This window comes from Streptomyces lincolnensis (assembly GCF_001685355.1).
GTDB lineage: Bacteria > Actinomycetota > Actinomycetes > Streptomycetales > Streptomycetaceae > Streptomyces > Streptomyces lincolnensis.
In genome coordinates this window covers 2,267,659-2,282,700 of record NZ_CP016438.1, presented here as the reverse complement: position 1 = coordinate 2,282,700, position 15,042 = coordinate 2,267,659, and the positions used below count along the sequence as shown (strand labels likewise).

Sequence of the window (15,042 nt, the reverse complement as noted above, 5' to 3'; positions counted from 1 at the left end):
AACAAGCCGGAAATTTTAGTACGACGCTAGGTTCGGGCCGGTCACTCCGCCACCGGGAAGGCCTGCACGGGGGCCGCGGCACCCCGGCTGACCTGGTGATCTTCGTACGGACGAGAGATGCCCCACACAACGGGCGAAGGCCGCGACCCGGGGGTCGCGGCCTTCGCCGTCTGTGTCCGAGGGGGGACTTGAACCCCCACGCCCGATAAAGGGCACTAGCACCTCAAGCTAGCGCGTCTGCCATTCCGCCACCCGGACAAGGTGTCTGTCGTGCGGGGTTTCCCTCGCGGCGACGAAGGAAACATTACCAGGCTTTCGAGAGCGCCCGATCAACCCCCCGCCCACGCGTGAACGGCTTGTGACGGGCCGGGACCGGTCTTGGGCCGGGTGCCGTGGAGAGAGAGGATGAGGGGGAACCACCAGCAGCGACAGCGCGGGAGGCAGCGTGAGCGAGACGGACACGGCCAGGGGCGTCACCGGTCAGGACGAGGTCGTGGACCTCTGCCGCGAGCTGATCCAGATCGACACCAGCAACTACGGCGACCACTCGGGCCCGGGTGAGCGCAAGGCGGCCGAGTGGGTCGCCGGGAAGCTCGCCGAGGTCGGCCTGGAGCCGAAGATCTTCGAGTCGCACCCCGGCCGGGCCTCCACCGTGGCCCGCATCGAGGGCGAGGACCCGTCCCGGCCTGCCCTGCTCATCCACGGCCACCTCGACGTCGTACCGGCCAACGCGGTCGACTGGACCCACCACCCCTTCTCCGGCGAGGTCGCGGACGGGTGCGTGTGGGGCCGGGGCGCGGTCGACATGAAGGACATGGACGCGATGACCCTGGCGGTCGTCCGCGACCGGATGCGCAGCGGGCGCAAGCCGCCCCGGGACATCGTCCTGGCCTTCCTGGCGGACGAGGAGGCGGGCGGCACGTACGGCGCCAAGCACCTCGTCAGGAACCATCCCGATCTCTTCGAGGGCGTCACCGAGGCGATCAGCGAGGTGGGCGGCTTCTCCTTCACCGTCAGCGAGGAGCGGCGGCTCTATCTGATCCAGACGGCCGAGAAGGGCATGCACTGGATGAAGCTGACCGTGGCCGGGACCGCCGGGCACGGGTCGATGATCCACCGGGACAACGCCATCACCGAGCTGTCGGAGGCGGTCGCCCGGCTCGGCCGGCACACCTTCCCGGTGCGCGTCACCAAGACCACGCGGGCCTTCCTCGACGAACTCGGCGACGCGCTCGGCACCGAGCTCGACCCGGAGGACATGGAGTCGACCCTCGCCCGGCTCGGCGGCATCGCCAAGCTGATCGGCGCCACCCTCGGCAACACCGCCAACCCCACCCAGCTGAACGCCGGCTACAAGGTCAACGTCATCCCCGGCGAGGCCACCGCCAACGTCGACGGGCGCTTCCTGCCGGGGCACGAGGAGGAGTTCCTCGCCGACCTCGACCGGATCCTCGGCCCGAACGTGCGGCGCGAGGACGTGCACTCCGACAAGGCCCTGGAGACCACCTTCGACGGCGCGCTGGTCGAGGCGATGCAGTCCTCGCTGCTCGCCGAGGACCCGACCGCGAAGGCGATCCCCTACATGCTCTCCGGCGGCACCGACGCCAAGTCCTTCGACGACCTCGGCATCCGCGGCTTCGGTTTCGCGCCGCTGAAGCTGCCGCCGGAGCTGGACTTCGCCGGGATGTTCCACGGCGTCGACGAGCGGGTGCCGGTGGACGGACTGCAATTCGGCGTGCGGGTGCTGGACCGGTTCATCGACGCGTCCTGAATTGCGTCACTGAAACGACACTTCACTATTCGTCCGGATGTACGAAACCGACTGGGAAGAGTGAATGCGACGATAAGCTCGTAGCTCCATTACTCCCTCCTCGTTACAGGTGATGCGATCCGCTACTTGGGATCGCATTGCCAACAAGGAGAGAATAATGATCAAGAAGATCGTCGCCGCTGCCGCTGCCACTGGTGGTCTGGTTCTCGCGGGTGCGGGCATGGCCGTCGCCGACTCGGGTGCCCAGGGTGCCGCGGTGCACTCCCCGGGCGTCCTGTCCGGCAACGTGGTCCAGGTTCCCGTTCACGTCCCGGTGAACGTCTGCGGCAACACGGTCTCCGTGATCGGGCTGCTGAACCCCGCCTTCGGCAACACCTGCATCAACAAGTGACGTTGTGCCTCGCCCCCTGAGGGGCTGAGCCGGTCGGCCCCGGAGCGCACGCCATGTGCTCCGGGGCCGACCGGCCTTTTCGGAACGGTTTCTTTTCGAGCACCGAGAACGTTTGTGATCTCGATAGGTGTTCGGAAATCTCAGGGACAACGTCGAAAGGCAGGGATTGATTGATGCGACAGGTCACCCGCAAAGGCCTGATGACCGTGGCTGCCGCGACCGGCGTGATCGCCGCTACGGGAGGTGCCGCGCACGCCGACTCGGGCGCGCACGGTTCCAGCACGAACTCGCCCGGTGTGCTGTCGGGCAACTCGGTGCAGGCGCCGGTGCACGCGCCGGTGAACGTCTGCGGCAACACGGTCAACGTCATCGGGGTGCTCAACCCGGCGATGGGCAACAAGTGCGTCAACTCCGGCGTCGAGACCGATGACGGCTACGGCGGCGGCTCCGGGGGCTCGCACTCCGGCGGACACACCGGCGACTCCCCGGGCGTCGGCTCCGGCAACCACGTCGAGGTGCCGGTCGACGCCCCGGTGAACGTCTGCGGCAACAGCGTCGACGTCATCGGTGTCGGCAACAGCACCACCGGCAACGACTGCGACGGCGGCGGCGGGCACTCCAGCACGCCTCCCGGTGGCCAGCACCCGGGTGGCCCCGGCACTCCGGAGCAGCCCGGCGGACCGGTCGACCCGGCGGGCCCTCCCGGCAGCCCGGGTGACCCCGCCGGCCCGTCCGCGCCGGAGGGCGGCAAGCCGGGCGGCAACCAGCCCGGAACCCAGACCGTCACCCAGCCCGACGGCGGCTCGGCGCAGCTCGCCCGCACCGGCAGCGACCTGCCGGTGGGCCTCACGCTTCCGGTGGGTGCGGGGGCGCTGCTGGCGGGAGTCGTGCTCTACCGCAAGGCACGCGCTTCTGCGTGAAGCGGGGCAGGAATGATCGAAGCACCGCGAATCTCCCCGGCGGTGCGCACGCGACGGAGCGGGCCCTGCCTCGGTGGGGCCCGCCCCGTTCTCCGGCGCCTCAGCTCACCACGTGGCGCGTAGCTGGCGGATGATCCGCCGTCGCAGCCGCACCCGGCGGCTGCCGTCGCGCAGCAGGCTCAGGCGGTCCAACTCCCAGTGACCGTACTCGGCATGGTCCGTCAGCAGACGTGTGGCGTCCTTGCGGGAAACCCCGCGCGGTACGTACACGTCGACAAATTCGTATTCCGGCATCGCATCTATTGTGCGGGCAGAGGCCCGCTACGGATAGCGTCTGCACTATGTCTGATGCTGTGCAGCCCACCGCTGCCGAGGTACGCGCCGCCGCCGAGGCGGTCAAGACCGCGCTGGACCGCCACCTGGCGGCGGTCGAGCGCAGGTCGGGCGAGGACGACCCGGCCGTCTACGAAGCGTTCAACGAGCTGGCCGCGGCCGCCGAGACGTACGACGAACTGCTCTACGACCGATACGACGAGGTCACGCCCTTCGAGATCCCCGCGGCGGAGGAATCGCTGCCCCCGTACACCGGCCCGGAGGAGCCGAACGCGCTGAGCGTGCTGATCCGCCGCGACTACGCCGTGGTGGAGCCGCAGCGGCTGCTGGCACAGTCCCAGCGGGTGGAGGCGGCGGACGACGAGGCCGCGGCCGGTGTCGCGTCCGGCACGGTCCATGGCGCGTTGGGCCTGTTGTTCGGCGAGTTCGAACCGGACGAGATCGCCTCCCGGCACAAGGAGTTCGGTCTGGAGGAGGGCGACTCCACGCTCTGGGTCACGGCCTCGGACGAAGCGGCCGATCCCGGCGAGTGGCTGGAAGCCCCGTTCGAGCAGGTCGACGAGCAGCGGGTGATCTGCCGCTTCGACGTCAGCGCGGTCTTCGACGACGAGATCGACGCGATCGACGATGTGGACGAGGGCGACGACGGCGACGACGTCGAGGACCCCGACGACCTCGAAGCGGAACTGGACGAGGACGAGGACCTGGAGCCACTGGACGCGGATCGCTGATCCCGCGGCCGGGCTCGACGACAGCGGCGGCGTCACCGGAGATCCACCTCCGGTGACGCCGCCGCTGCCGTACGGCCCCCCCGTGAGGAGGGCCTGCGCCTGTTCAGTCGGCCGTCGGGACCTGCGGGGCCAGCAGCACGGGCAGCCGGGTGGTGCGCGGCTTGGCCGCGATCTCGGCCACGGCTCGGGGCAGCGCCTGCTCCACGCCGTGGACCACGGACAGATGCCGGTCGGCCCGTCCGAACGCCGTGTAGACCCACGGCCGGCTGAGGGCCTGCGCCGCGTCCCCGGGCAGCACCGCGACCACGGCCGGCCATCTGCCGCCCACCGCCTGGTGCGCGGTCAGCGCCCACCCGTGCCGCACGGACTGCTCCACCCGCTCCTTCGGTACGACGACGGCCTCGTCGGCGCACGACAGGTGCAGCCCGTCCGCGTCGGCCCCGACCACCCGGCCCGGCACGGTGCGGCCCGGGGCGGAGGAGTAGGCGACGCGGTCACCGGGGTCGAAGCCGCCGAAGCGGCCGGGGCCCGGGTTGAGCCGCTCCTTCAGTGCCGCGTTCAGCACCCGGGTACCGGCCGCGCCGCCGTGGCCCGGGGTGATCACCTGGGTCTCCTCGGCGGGGACACCGAGCGCCCGCGGCACCGAGTCCGCGACGAGCTGCACGGTCCGGTGGACGGCCTCGCCCGCGTCCCGCACCGGCACGATCACGACCTCCTTGCCGGGCGCCTCGACCTGGTTCAGCTCACCGATGCCGATACCGGACACCAGCTCGCCCAGCGGCCCGGGATCCGGCCGGCGGGAGGCGACCTGAGGGCAGATCCGCGCGGCCAGCAGATCCGCGAAGACCCGCCCCGGACCCGCGGACCACAGCACCGCCGGATCCCCGGCCAGCACCAGCCGGGCCCCGTCCGGCAGCGACTCCACGAGCAGCGCCGCCGTCTCCACGTCCAGCGCCGGGGCGTCGAGCACGACGAGCAGATCGAGGGCGAACGCCCCCTCGGCGTCCCGCCCGGGGCCCTCGGCACCGGCGAGCAGCCCGGCGACGGTGGTGACACCGGCCTCCTCCGGCCCGGCCGGAACGTCGTCCGCTCCCGCGGAACCGCCGGTCAGGGTCGTGAAGCGGGCCCGGCCGATCGGGCTGTGGGTGGCGGCCCACGCGCGCAGGCCCAGGTCGCGGGCCGCGCGCAGCAGGGCCGCCGGTTCCGTCAGGGAGGCCTCGCCGCCGGTGTGCAGGACCAGGCCCTGGCCCGCGACCGCGCGGATCAGCTCGGCCGCGGAGCCCGGGGCCGAGGCGGCGGCCTCCTCCCACTGCGCGGCCGAACCGTCCTCCTTCGGCACGGAGTTGATCAACCGGGCCAGTCCGTCGGCGAGGCTCTCCTCCGCGAGGGCGTACCGCTCCAGCCCGACCAGGACACGGACCGGCCGCTCCGCCTCGTCGTCCTCGTCCTGTGAGGGTTCCCGGACCGGCACCCCCGGTTCGTCCAGGGCGTCCTGGAACACCAGGGCCTCGCCCTCCGCGAGGGCGTCCTGGACGGCCGCGTCGGGATCCGGCACGCTCTGCCGGGTCAGCGCGGCGGTGAGTGTCGACATCTCCAGCGCGGTGTGCCCGGCGACGGCCGCCTGCTCCAGCAGCCAGACGATGAGCGCGCGGCCGCGTCGCTCGTCCTCGGGACCGCACTCCGCGCCGAGCAGCGCCCGCGCGAAACCGTCGGCCTGCTCGGGCCGTACTCCGCCGATGCGCAGCAACTGCCAGGGATCCGCCCGCAGTTGCTCCTCGGCCCCTTCGCCGAGAGTCGTGACGGCCTGCGCCGCCAGGGACTCCGGGGCACCGCCCTCGGCCAGCACCCGCCGCACGGCTTCGACGGTCTCCGGCGCGGCGGCAGCGGTCACGCCGACGGCCTCGGCCGGTGCCGACACGGGCTGCGGCTGCCGCACCGGCTCCGGAGCGGGGCGCCGCGGCGGTTCCGGCTCGCGGAAGACGGCGGCCGCGGGCTTCTCGCCGCTCTCCACGGCCCGGACGGCCGCGAGCAGATCGGCCGCCTTCCCGCTGAGCTTGGCCCCGGCGGCGACCGCCGCCTTCTTCTCGGCCTTCCGCTTCTCGATCCGCTCGCGCTCGATCCGCTGGGCGGCGAGCTCGGCCTCCGCCTCCGTCAACTGCTTCGCGCCTTCGCCGGCGGCGGGGCTGCCGGCCTCCGCCACGGCGTCCGTCGCGTCCGTGGTGTCCGGCGTCCCCGACTCGGTCTCCTCGGCGTCCCCGGCGGGCTCCGGCTCCGTGCTCACAGCGTGCTCCAGTCGTGATCGGGATAGCGGTGCACGGGCGCCGACACGTCGTCGAGCGCCCGGCAGATCTCGTCAGGAAGACTAAGGGCCTCCACTGACAATGCCGCCGCGAGCTGCTGCGCGTTGCGCGCGCCGACCACCGGCGCGGCCACGCCCGGCCGGTCCCGGACCCAGGCGAGGGCGACCTGGAGCGGCGTCACCGCGAGCCCGTCCGCGGCCGTGGTGACGGCGTCCACGATCCTGCTCGCCGTGTCGTCGAGGTACGGCGCGACGAACGGCGCCAGATGGTCCGAGGCGCCCCGCGAGTCGGCCGGCGTGGCGTCGCGGTACTTGCCGGTGAGCACCCCGCGCCCGAGCGGCGAGGAGGGCAGCATCCCGATCCCCGCGTCCAGGGCGGCCGGCAGCACCTCCCGCTCCACCCCCCGTTGCAGCAGCGAGTACTCCATCTGCGTGCTCGCCAGCCGCGTCCGCAGACCGGGCGCCGCGAGCTGCCAGGTGGCCGCCTTGGCGAGCTGCCAGCCGCAGAAGTTGGAGACACCGGCATAGCGGGCCCGCCCGCTGCTGACGGCCAGGTCCAGGGCCTGGAGGGTCTCCTCCAACGGTGTGTCCGGGTCGTAGGCGTGGACGTGCCACACGTCGACGTAGTCCGTGCCGAGCCGGGACAGCGAGGCGTCGAGCGCGGAGAGCAGGTGGCCGCGCGAGCCGTCGAAGCGGCGGTCGGGGTCGGGAACGCTGCCCGCCTTCGTGGAGATGACCAGGTCCCGGCGCGGCACGAGCCCTTCCATGAGGCGCCCGAGCAGATACTCGGACTCCCCGTCGCCGTACACGTCCGCGGTGTCGACGAGGGACCCGCCCGCCTCCCAGAACGTCTTCAAGAGGTCCGCGGCGTCGTGCTCGTCGGTGTCCCGCCCCCAGGTGAGGGTGCCGAGCCCGATCCGGGACACACGAAGGCCGGTGCGGCCGAGATGCCTCTGCTCCATGAACGCCGAGATTACTGGCCAGAACCTGCCGTGTGGGGGCCTGTGGACAACCAGTTTCCCTGGGAACACGGGAGTTGGCGCCGGGCCCGGCGCGCCCCACGAACACCGACCGCGACCTGCCCCGATCCGCCCGCCCGCGCTAAGGTCTGCGGACAAGGGACGTTACTGATCGGTAAGGGGAATGCGGCATGCAGCTCGGGATCAACCTCGGCTATTGGGGTGCCGGCATGGACGCGGACAATCTGGCCGTCGCCCAGGAGGCCGACCGGCTCGGATACGCCGTCTGCTGGGCCGCCGAGGCCTACGGCTCCGACGCGGCCACCGTACTGAGCTGGGTCGCCGCCCAGACCGAGCGGATCGACGTGGGCTCGGCCATCTTCCAGATCCCGGCCCGCCAGCCGGCGATGACCGCGATGACCGCGGCCACCCTCGACTCGCTCTCCGGCGGCCGGTTCCGCCTCGGCCTCGGCGTCTCCGGACCCCAGGTCTCCGAGGGCTGGTACGGCGTCAAGTTCGACAAGCCGCTCTCCCGCACCCGCGAGTACGTGGAGATCGTCCGCAAGGCGATGACCCGCGAGCGGCTCTCGTTCGAGGGCGAGCACTGGACCCTGCCGCTGCCCGGCGGCCCCGGCAAGCCGATCAAGCTGACCGTGCACCCGGAGCGCGAGCACATCCCGCTCTACATCGCCGCGATCGGCCCCAAGAACCTGGAGCAGACCGGGGAGATCGCCGACGGGGCGCTGCTCATCTTCCCGTCCGCCGAGCACCTGGAGGACACCGCGATCACGTATCTGCGGGCCGGCCGCGAGAAGGCGGGCAAGACCCTCGACGGCTTCGACGTCTGCCCGACGCTGCCGCTCGCCGTGGGCGACGACAAGGACGTGGCCACGCTCGCCGACACCTTCCGCCCCTACACCGCGCTCTACGTCGGCGGCATGGGCAGCGCCAAGCAGAACTTCTACAACCAGCTCGCCCGTCGCATGGGGTACGAGCAGGCCGCCGCCGAGGTCCAGGAGAAGTACCTGTCCGGCGACAAGCAGGGCGCCGCGGCCGCCGTACCGCACGATCTGATCGACAAGACGACGCTGCTGGGTTCCGTGGACCGCATCGCGGACCGGATGAAGCAGTACGCGGCGGCCGGGGTGACCACGCTGAGCCTGGCGCCCGCGGGCTTCACGCTGGAGGAGCGGCTCGCCTCGCTGCGGGCCGGCAGTGAGGCGCTGGAGCGCGCGGGCCTCGCCTGAGCCCGGTAAGTGTCAGCGGCCGTGGTGGGGGCTCGGGGGTCTTCCCCGCCACGGCCGTCAGGTGGATCAACGCGCCCGGGGGCGTCCGGTTACGCCTCCGTCGGGACCTCGGTCGTCCTCCTTTTGGCGGAGTTGTCCGACACAGCTGTTGCCGCGCCCCTCGCATCGCACTTGACTCGTTCTTTACGGAACCCTGCGGAACGCAGAGAGGTGCCATCGATGCTGACGGCCAAGAGTCTGTTCCAGGAGATTGTCGACAACGACGAGTCGTACCAGCTCTTCTGCTCCATCGCGGCCAGCGGGGAGACGCAGGGCGGCTGGGAGAACGCGCGCATCGCGGCGCTCGTACCCGAGAGCGAGCGGGCCATGGCGCCCAAGATCACCCGGCACGGCGCGGACGAGGACAAGCACGGGCGGATCTTCAACGCGCTGATGAAGAAGCGCGGCGTCGAACCCGTCCCCGTCCCGCCCGAGACCGACTACACGGTGCTCCTGGAGCGGCACGGCATCGGTCTGGCCCACGAGAAGCTCAAGGCCGACCAGCCGCTGACGGTGCGGGACATCATCACGTACCTGGCGCACAGCCGGGTGACCGAACAGCGGGCCGCCGACCAGATGGTGATGCTGCGGAAGTTCTTCGCGGACCACCCCGAGGTCGGCAAGGCGGTCCGGATGATCTCCAACGACGAGGACAACCACCTCGCGTACACCCACGAGGAGTTGCTGCGCTTCGCCGCCGCCGGGCACGGCCGGCTCATCCAGAGCACACTGCGCGCGTGCGCGCTCGCCGAGATCCGCGTCTACCGGGACGTCAGCCTCGCGGTGATGGGCCACATGGGACGCATCCTGGGCTGGTCGAGGGCCAAGTCGGCGGTCCTGCTCGCGGGTATCCACGCCATGTACCTCTACGAGCGGCTCGGCGGCTGGCGCCGCATGGTCGCCCTGAAGATGCCCGAGCGGCGCAACGCGCTCGGCGGCCCGGCGACCTCCGCCCCCGAGTTCGCCTGAGCCGGAGCGAGATCCCAGACCTCAGATCCCAGGCCCTACCGGCCCCTCACAGCCAGCCGCGGCTCTTGAACAGCCGGTAGAGCAGCACCTCCAGGGCGGCCATGAGCCCGATCACGGCCGGGTACGACCACACCCAGCGCAGCTCCGGCATGTGGTCGAAGTTCATGCCGTAGATCCCCGCGATCATCGTGGGGACCGCGGCCATGGCCGCCCACGCGGAGATCTTCCGCATGTCGTCGTTCTGCCGGACGCTCATCTGCGCGAGATGCGCGGAGAGGATGTCGGAGACCAGCCGGTCCAGACCCTCCACGGACTCGTTCACGCGCGTGAGGTGGTCGCTCACGTCACGGAAGAAGGGCCGGGCCCGCTCGTCCACGAACGGCACCGTCCCGCTGTAGACCTCCGGGCCCGCCAGCCGGGTCAGCGGCAGGGCCAGCGGACCGGTCGCGCGGCGGAACTCCAGGATCTGCCGCTTGAAGTTGTAGATACGGGACGCGGTGTGGCGCGAACCGCCGTCGTCCGGCGAGAACACCTCCGCCTCCAGCTCCTCCAAGTCGGTCTGGAGCTCGGTCGCCACGTCCAGATAGTGGTCGACCACGGCGTCGGCGATCGCGTACATCACGGCGGTGGGTCCCTTGCCCAGCAGCTCGGGCTCGTGCTCCAGACGCCGTCGTACGGCACTGAGCGGGGCGCCCTCGCCGTGGCGGACGGTGACCACGAAGGAGTCGCCGAGGAAGAGCATGACCTCGCCGGTGGAGACCTCGTCGCTCTTCGGCTCGTAGAGGACCGGCTTGAGGACGAGGAAGAGCGAGTCGTCGTAGACCTCCAGCTTGGGCCGCTGATGGGCCTTGAGGGCGTCCTCGACCGCCAGCGGGTGCAGCCCGAACTCCTGGGTGACGTGATCGAACTCCTTCTCGGACGGCTCGTGCAGTCCGATCCACACGAAGCCGTGCGCCGCCCGGGCCTCGGCGAGCGCGTCGGACAGGTCCTCGGGGCCCTCGCTGCGGTGTCCGTCACGGTAGATGGCACAGTCGACGATCACGGAGCGTATTCTCCCGTCGCCCGGGGGCCGCCGCATGTGGGCCTACGCCTACGCTGGGCCGCATGCCCACGTTGATCCTCGTCCGGCACGGACGATCCACCGCCAACACCGAGGGCCTGCTCGCCGGGTGGACGCCCGGCGTCGCCCTCGACGAGCGGGGCGCCGAGCAGGCCGCCGCGCTGCCCGGGCGGCTCGACGGGCTGCCGATCTCCGAGGTCGTCACCAGCCCGCTCCAGCGCTGCCAGGAGACGCTGCGGCCGCTGCTCCAGGCCCGTCCCGGCCTCACCGCGCACACCGACGACCGGATCGGGGAGTGCCACTACGGCGACTGGTCCGGCCGCAAGCTCGCCGAGCTCATGGACGAGCCGCTGATGCAGGTCGTGCAGGCACACCCCTCCGCGGCCGCGTTCCCCGGCGGCGAGTCGATGCGCGCGATGCAGACCCGCGCCGCCGAGGCGGTACGCGAGTGGAACGCGCGGGTGGAGCGCGACCACGGGGCCGACGCCGTCTATCTCATGTGCTCGCACGGCGACGTCATCAAGTCGCTCGTGGCCGACGCACTCGGACTTCATCTCGACCTCTTCCAGAGGATTTCTGTCGAACCGTGTTCCATCACCGCGATCCGTTACACCCGTCTCAGGCCGTTTCTCGTCCGCCTCGGTGACACCGGTGACTTCGCGTCCCTGGTGCCCCGCGAGGAGCCCCCGGCCGACGACGCCCCGGTCGGGGGCGGTGCGGGCGCACCGTGATCGTCGGGCGCAGTAGGGTGAAGCGGTTCGCGCAAGCGCGTTCACCCATGGACCTCCCCGCACAGCCACGCACACACGCACGTACTCACGATTCCAATGGAGACAGGACGTGTCCCGTCAGGTGTTCCTCTACGATCCCCCGGACCGCTTCGTGGCCGGTACGGTCGGACTGCCCGGACGCCGTACGTTCTTCCTCCAGGCCACAGCCGGCGCCCGGGTGACCAGCGTGGCCCTGGAGAAGACCCAGGTCGCCGCGCTCGCCGAGCGCATGGACGAACTGCTGGACGAGGTCGTACGCCGCAGCGGTGGCAGCGCGGCCGTCCCGGCGGTGGCGCCCACCGAGGTCGCCGACACCCGCCCCCTGGACACCCCGGTCGAGGAGGAGTTCCGGGTCGGCACCATGGCCCTCGCCTGGGACGGCGACGAGCAGCGCATGATCGTCGAGGCGCAGGCCCTCGTGGAGCTGGAGGCGGACTCCGAGGAGGATCTCGCCGAGGCCGAGGAGAAGTTGCTTCAGGACGAGGAGAACGGCCCCCCGATGCTGCGGGTCCGGCTCACCGGCGCGCAGGCGAGAGCCTTCGCCAAGCGCGCCCTGGACGTCGTCAACGCCGGGCGGCCGCCGTGCCCGCTGTGCAGCCTCCCGCTGGACCCGGAAGGACACGTATGTCCGCGCCAGAACGGATACCGCCGCGGAGCGTGACCACGGCCGAACTGCTGGCCCGCGGTGAGCTCACCGTCCGCGGGCAGATCCGGGAAGCCTCCAACGCGGTGCTGCACTGCTCCGTCTCCCACGAGGGGCAGGAGGCCTTCTGCGTCTACAAGCCCGTCCGCGGCGAGCGTCCCCTCTGGGACTTTCCCGACGGCACCCTCGCCCAGCGCGAGGTCGCCGCGTACGAGGTGTCCGAGGCGACCGGCTGGGGCCTGGTGCCGCCGACCGTGCTGCGCGACGGGCCCTACGGCGAGGGCATGTGCCAGCTGTGGATCGAGGGCGTGCCCGGTGCCGACCTGCTGGCCCTGGTCGACGGCGAGGAGCCCGAGCCGGGCTGGCGGGCGATCGGCTTCGCCGAGGTCGGTGAGGGCAGGACGGCGCTGCTCGTGCACGCCGACGACGAGCGGCTGCGCCGGCTCGCCGTGCTGGACGCCGTGATCAACAACGCGGACCGCAAGGGCGGCCATCTGCTGCCCGCGGCACAGGACCGGCTGTACGGGATCGACCACGGAGTGACCTTCAACACCGAGAACAAGCTGCGGACGCTGCTGTGGGGGTGGGCGGGGGAGCCGCTCACGGACGAGGCGGTCGCCGTCCTCACGTCACTCCAGCAGGACCTGACGGCCTCGGGGGCGCTGACCGAGCGGCTGACCGGCCTGATCACCGCCGCCGAACTCGACGCCACACGCGCGCGTGTGGACGCGCTCCTGGCGTCGGGCAAGCACCCGGAGCCGAGCGGTGAGTGGCCGGCCATTCCCTGGCCGCCCGTCTAGGAGCACACTGCACACAGGGCAGCACCGCGCAAGGAGGCCTTACCGGCCATCCGGCCCGTCCGGTTCGTATACGGAACATCCGTCCGGTTAGGCTCATGACATGCATGCCTGGCCCGCTTCCGAGGTCCCCGCCCTGCCTGGTCAGGGCCGCGACCTGAGGATCCACGACACCGCGACCGGCGGCCTCGTCACCCTCACCCCCGGTCCCGTCGCCCGTATCTACGTCTGCGGCATCACGCCGTACGACGCGACCCACATCGGTCACGCGGCGACCTACAACGCGTTCGACCTCGTGCAGCGCGTGTGGCTCGACACCAAGCGGCAGGTCCACTACGTCCAGAACGTCACCGACGTCGACGATCCGCTCCTGGAGCGGGCACAGCGCGACGCCATCGACTGGGTCGCCCTCGCCGAGAAGGAGACCGCCCTCTTCCGCGAGGACATGACCGCCCTGCGGATGCTGCCCCCGCGGCACTACATCGGCGCGGTCGAGGCGATACCCGGCATCGTGCCGCTCGTCGAGCGGCTGCGGGACGCGGGCGCCGCGTACGAACTCGAAGGGGACGTGTACTTCTCCGTCGAGTCCGATCCGCACTTCGGCGAGGTCTCCGGCCTCGACGCCGCCGCCATGCGGCTGCTGTCCGCCGAGCGCGGCGGCGACCCCGAGCGGCCCGGCAAGAAGAACCCGCTCGACCCGATGCTGTGGATGGCCGCCCGCGAGGGCGAGCCCAGCTGGGACGGCGCCTCGCTGGGGCGCGGCCGGCCGGGCTGGCACATCGAGTGCGTCGCGATCGCCCTCGACCACCTCGGGATGGGCTTCGACGTCCAGGGCGGCGGCTCCGACCTCGCCTTCCCGCACCACGAGATGGGCGCCTCGCACGCCCAGGCGCTGACCGGCGAGTTCCCCATGGCCACGGCGTACGTCCACGCCGGCATGGTCGCCCTCCACGGCGAGAAGATGTCCAAGTCCAAGGGCAACCTGGTCTTCGTGTCGCAGCTGCGCCGCGAGGGCGTCGACCCCGCCGCCATACGGCTCGCGCTGCTCGCCCACCACTACCGGGCCGACTGGGAGTGGACCGACCAGGTGCTGCGGGACGCCGTCGACCGCCTCGGCCGCTGGCGTGCCGCGGTCTCCCGGCCCGACGGCCCGTCCGCCGAGGCCCTCGTCGAGGAGATCCGCAAGGCGCTCGCCGACGACCTGGACGCCCCGGCCGCCCTGGCCGCGGTCGACCGCTGGGCCGCCTCGCAGGAGGAGCACGGCGGCACCGACATCGGCGCGCCGGGCGTGGTGACACGAGCGGTGGACGCGCTGTTGGGCGTGGCCCTGTGAGCAGGCGTACGGACTGAGCAGGCGTACGGAAGGGGCGCTTCCTCCTCGCGGATCTCGCGGATCTCGCGGAGGGAAGCGCCCCTCTTTTTGCTGCTTCTAGCCGCTCAGTTCGTCAGATCCGCTGGATCCGGACGCTGCGCAGCACGTTCGGCGACTGTGCGTCCCAGACGCCGATGACCTGGTGGCCGAAGGCGAAGGCCTCCTGGATCTGCTGGTGGACGTGCGGGGCCGGGTTGTTGAGGACCCGGAACTGGCCGTTGACCCGCAGGAAGATCTGCTGCGGCTGTCCCTGGAGCGGGTGCGCGATGTCGATGAAGCCGTCCGCCACACCCGAGGCGAGGGCCTGAGCCTGCACCTGCTGGACGATCTGCTGGATCACCTGCTGCGCGAGCTGCGTCAGATCCTGCTGCACCTGGCGCTCCTGCTGCTGCGCCTGCTGGTCCTGCTGGTCCTGCTGCTGACCCTGGCCGAAGCCGCCCTGCTGCTGGCCTTGTTGCTGGCCTTGTTGCTGGCCGTACTGCTGGCCGAGCTGCTGGAGCAGCTGCTGGAACGGCTGCTGCTGGCTGAGCTGCTGGAGCTGCTCCAGCGAGCCGCCGCCCATGCCGCCGCCGGTGCTGCCACCCATGCCGCCGCCGAAGCCCTGCTGCTGGTACGGCGACGTGCTCGGGAACTGCTGGCCCTGCTGCTGGCCTTGCTGGCCGTACTGGCCCTGCTGGCCCTGCTGGCCCGGTTGGCTCATCTGCGGTTGGATGCTCATGAGGGTGCCACCTTCCCTGGATG

Annotated in this window: 15 protein-coding genes and 1 tRNA gene; 10 read left to right on the top strand and 6 right to left on the bottom strand. The window is 71.5% G+C overall.

Annotated features, from left to right (window positions below):
* Positions 1 to 173: 173 nt before the first annotated feature.
* Positions 174 to 258 (bottom strand) — tRNA-Leu (locus SLINC_RS10090).
* 187 nt (positions 259 to 445) lie between these two features.
* On the opposite strand from SLINC_RS10090, the gene SLINC_RS10085 reads away from it, so the two are divergent.
* From SLINC_RS10085 to SLINC_RS10075, 3 genes are all read left to right on the top strand, one after another.
* Positions 446 to 1,771, top strand: a complete 1,326-nt coding sequence (locus tag SLINC_RS10085; protein WP_067429598.1) for a M20/M25/M40 family metallo-hydrolase — start codon at positions 446 to 448, stop codon at positions 1,769 to 1,771.
* Between the two features lie 157 nt (positions 1,772 to 1,928).
* The gene (chpH, locus tag SLINC_RS10080; RefSeq protein WP_067429595.1) at positions 1,929 to 2,162 is read left to right on the top strand and encodes a chaplin ChpH; all 234 of its coding nucleotides are present in this window, start codon (positions 1,929 to 1,931) and stop codon (positions 2,160 to 2,162) included.
* A gap of 173 nt (positions 2,163 to 2,335) precedes the next feature.
* The gene (locus SLINC_RS10075) at positions 2,336 to 3,082 is read left to right on the top strand and encodes a chaplin (RefSeq protein ID WP_067429592.1); all 747 of its coding nucleotides are present in this window, start codon (positions 2,336 to 2,338) and stop codon (positions 3,080 to 3,082) included.
* Between the two features lie 105 nt (positions 3,083 to 3,187).
* On the opposite strand, the gene SLINC_RS10070 is transcribed toward SLINC_RS10075, so the two are convergent.
* Positions 3,188 to 3,376: a DUF5703 family protein gene (locus tag SLINC_RS10070; protein WP_067429589.1), complete on the bottom strand. Its 189-nt coding sequence runs from the start codon at positions 3,374 to 3,376 to the stop codon at positions 3,188 to 3,190.
* 47 nt (positions 3,377 to 3,423) lie between these two features.
* Here SLINC_RS10070 and SLINC_RS10065 point away from each other — a divergent pair, with 47 nt between their 5' ends.
* Positions 3,424 to 4,146, top strand: a complete 723-nt coding sequence (locus SLINC_RS10065) for a hypothetical protein (protein WP_067429586.1) — start codon at positions 3,424 to 3,426, stop codon at positions 4,144 to 4,146.
* A gap of 103 nt (positions 4,147 to 4,249) precedes the next feature.
* On the opposite strand, the gene SLINC_RS10060 is transcribed toward SLINC_RS10065, so the two are convergent.
* Both SLINC_RS10060 and SLINC_RS10055 read right to left on the bottom strand, forming a co-directional pair.
* On the bottom strand, positions 4,250 to 6,427 hold the full coding sequence (locus SLINC_RS10060; RefSeq protein ID WP_067429584.1) for an ATP-dependent DNA helicase: 2,178 nt from the start codon (positions 6,425 to 6,427) through the stop codon (positions 4,250 to 4,252).
* A complete protein-coding gene (locus SLINC_RS10055) occupies positions 6,424 to 7,407 on the bottom strand; it encodes an aldo/keto reductase (protein WP_067429581.1) in 984 nt (327 codons plus the stop codon). The genes SLINC_RS10060 and SLINC_RS10055 overlap by 4 nt, the downstream gene beginning before the upstream one ends.
* Positions 7,408 to 7,595: 188 nt before the next feature.
* Here SLINC_RS10055 and SLINC_RS10050 point away from each other — a divergent pair, with 188 nt between their 5' ends.
* Both SLINC_RS10050 and SLINC_RS10045 read left to right on the top strand, forming a co-directional pair.
* Positions 7,596 to 8,651, top strand: a complete 1,056-nt coding sequence (locus SLINC_RS10050; protein ID WP_067429578.1) for an LLM class F420-dependent oxidoreductase — start codon at positions 7,596 to 7,598, stop codon at positions 8,649 to 8,651.
* 219 nt (positions 8,652 to 8,870) lie between these two features.
* Positions 8,871 to 9,659, top strand: a complete 789-nt coding sequence (locus tag SLINC_RS10045; RefSeq protein ID WP_067429575.1) for a ferritin family protein — start codon at positions 8,871 to 8,873, stop codon at positions 9,657 to 9,659.
* Between the two features lie 46 nt (positions 9,660 to 9,705).
* Here the strand turns inward: SLINC_RS10045 and corA are convergent, their stop codons facing one another.
* Positions 9,706 to 10,701, bottom strand: a complete 996-nt coding sequence (gene corA / locus SLINC_RS10040; RefSeq protein WP_067429572.1) for a magnesium/cobalt transporter CorA — start codon at positions 10,699 to 10,701, stop codon at positions 9,706 to 9,708.
* A 62-nt stretch (positions 10,702 to 10,763) separates the two neighbouring features.
* On the opposite strand from corA, the gene SLINC_RS10035 reads away from it, so the two are divergent.
* The 4 genes from SLINC_RS10035 to mshC all read left to right on the top strand — a co-directional run bounded on the left by SLINC_RS10035 (position 10,764) and on the right by mshC (position 14,262).
* The gene (locus tag SLINC_RS10035; RefSeq protein WP_067429569.1) at positions 10,764 to 11,450 is read left to right on the top strand and encodes a histidine phosphatase family protein; all 687 of its coding nucleotides are present in this window, start codon (positions 10,764 to 10,766) and stop codon (positions 11,448 to 11,450) included.
* 109 nt (positions 11,451 to 11,559) lie between these two features.
* Positions 11,560 to 12,150: a DUF3090 domain-containing protein gene (locus tag SLINC_RS10030; RefSeq protein WP_067429566.1), complete on the top strand. Its 591-nt coding sequence runs from the start codon at positions 11,560 to 11,562 to the stop codon at positions 12,148 to 12,150.
* Entirely contained in the window at positions 12,114 to 12,932 is an 819-nt protein-coding gene (locus SLINC_RS10025) for an SCO1664 family protein (RefSeq protein WP_079164477.1), read from the top strand. Before SLINC_RS10030 ends, SLINC_RS10025 begins: the two co-directional genes overlap by 37 nt.
* A 100-nt stretch (positions 12,933 to 13,032) precedes the next feature.
* A complete protein-coding gene (mshC, locus tag SLINC_RS10020) occupies positions 13,033 to 14,262 on the top strand; it encodes a cysteine--1-D-myo-inosityl 2-amino-2-deoxy-alpha-D-glucopyranoside ligase (RefSeq protein WP_067429559.1) in 1,230 nt (409 codons plus the stop codon).
* Between the two features lie 112 nt (positions 14,263 to 14,374).
* Here mshC and SLINC_RS10015 read toward each other — a convergent pair whose 3' ends face one another.
* Positions 14,375 to 15,019 (bottom strand): hypothetical protein, encoded by a 645-nt coding sequence (locus tag SLINC_RS10015; RefSeq protein WP_067429556.1) that lies wholly within the window; start codon positions 15,017 to 15,019, stop codon positions 14,375 to 14,377.
* Positions 15,020 to 15,042: the final 23 nt, after the last annotated feature.

Coding starts and splice junctions, on each gene's coding strand:
- chpH (WP_067429595.1), top strand. CDS start 1,929: ATGATCAAGAAGATCGTCGCCGCTGCCGCTGCCACTGGTGGTCTGGTT.
- SLINC_RS10075 (WP_067429592.1), top strand. CDS start 2,336: ATGCGACAGGTCACCCGCAAAGGCCTGATGACCGTGGCTGCCGCGACC.
- SLINC_RS10070 (WP_067429589.1), bottom strand. CDS start 3,376: ATGCCGGAATACGAATTTGTCGACGTGTACGTACCGCGCGGGGTTTCC.
- SLINC_RS10065 (WP_067429586.1), top strand. CDS start 3,424: ATGTCTGATGCTGTGCAGCCCACCGCTGCCGAGGTACGCGCCGCCGCC.
- SLINC_RS10055 (WP_067429581.1), bottom strand. CDS start 7,407: ATGGAGCAGAGGCATCTCGGCCGCACCGGCCTTCGTGTGTCCCGGATC.
- SLINC_RS10050 (WP_067429578.1), top strand. CDS start 7,596: ATGCAGCTCGGGATCAACCTCGGCTATTGGGGTGCCGGCATGGACGCG.
- SLINC_RS10045 (WP_067429575.1), top strand. CDS start 8,871: ATGCTGACGGCCAAGAGTCTGTTCCAGGAGATTGTCGACAACGACGAG.
- SLINC_RS10035 (WP_067429569.1), top strand. CDS start 10,764: ATGCCCACGTTGATCCTCGTCCGGCACGGACGATCCACCGCCAACACC.
- SLINC_RS10025 (WP_079164477.1), top strand. CDS start 12,114: ATGTCCGCGCCAGAACGGATACCGCCGCGGAGCGTGACCACGGCCGAA.
- mshC (WP_067429559.1), top strand. CDS start 13,033: ATGCATGCCTGGCCCGCTTCCGAGGTCCCCGCCCTGCCTGGTCAGGGC.
- SLINC_RS10015 (WP_067429556.1), bottom strand. CDS start 15,019: ATGAGCATCCAACCGCAGATGAGCCAACCGGGCCAGCAGGGCCAGCAG.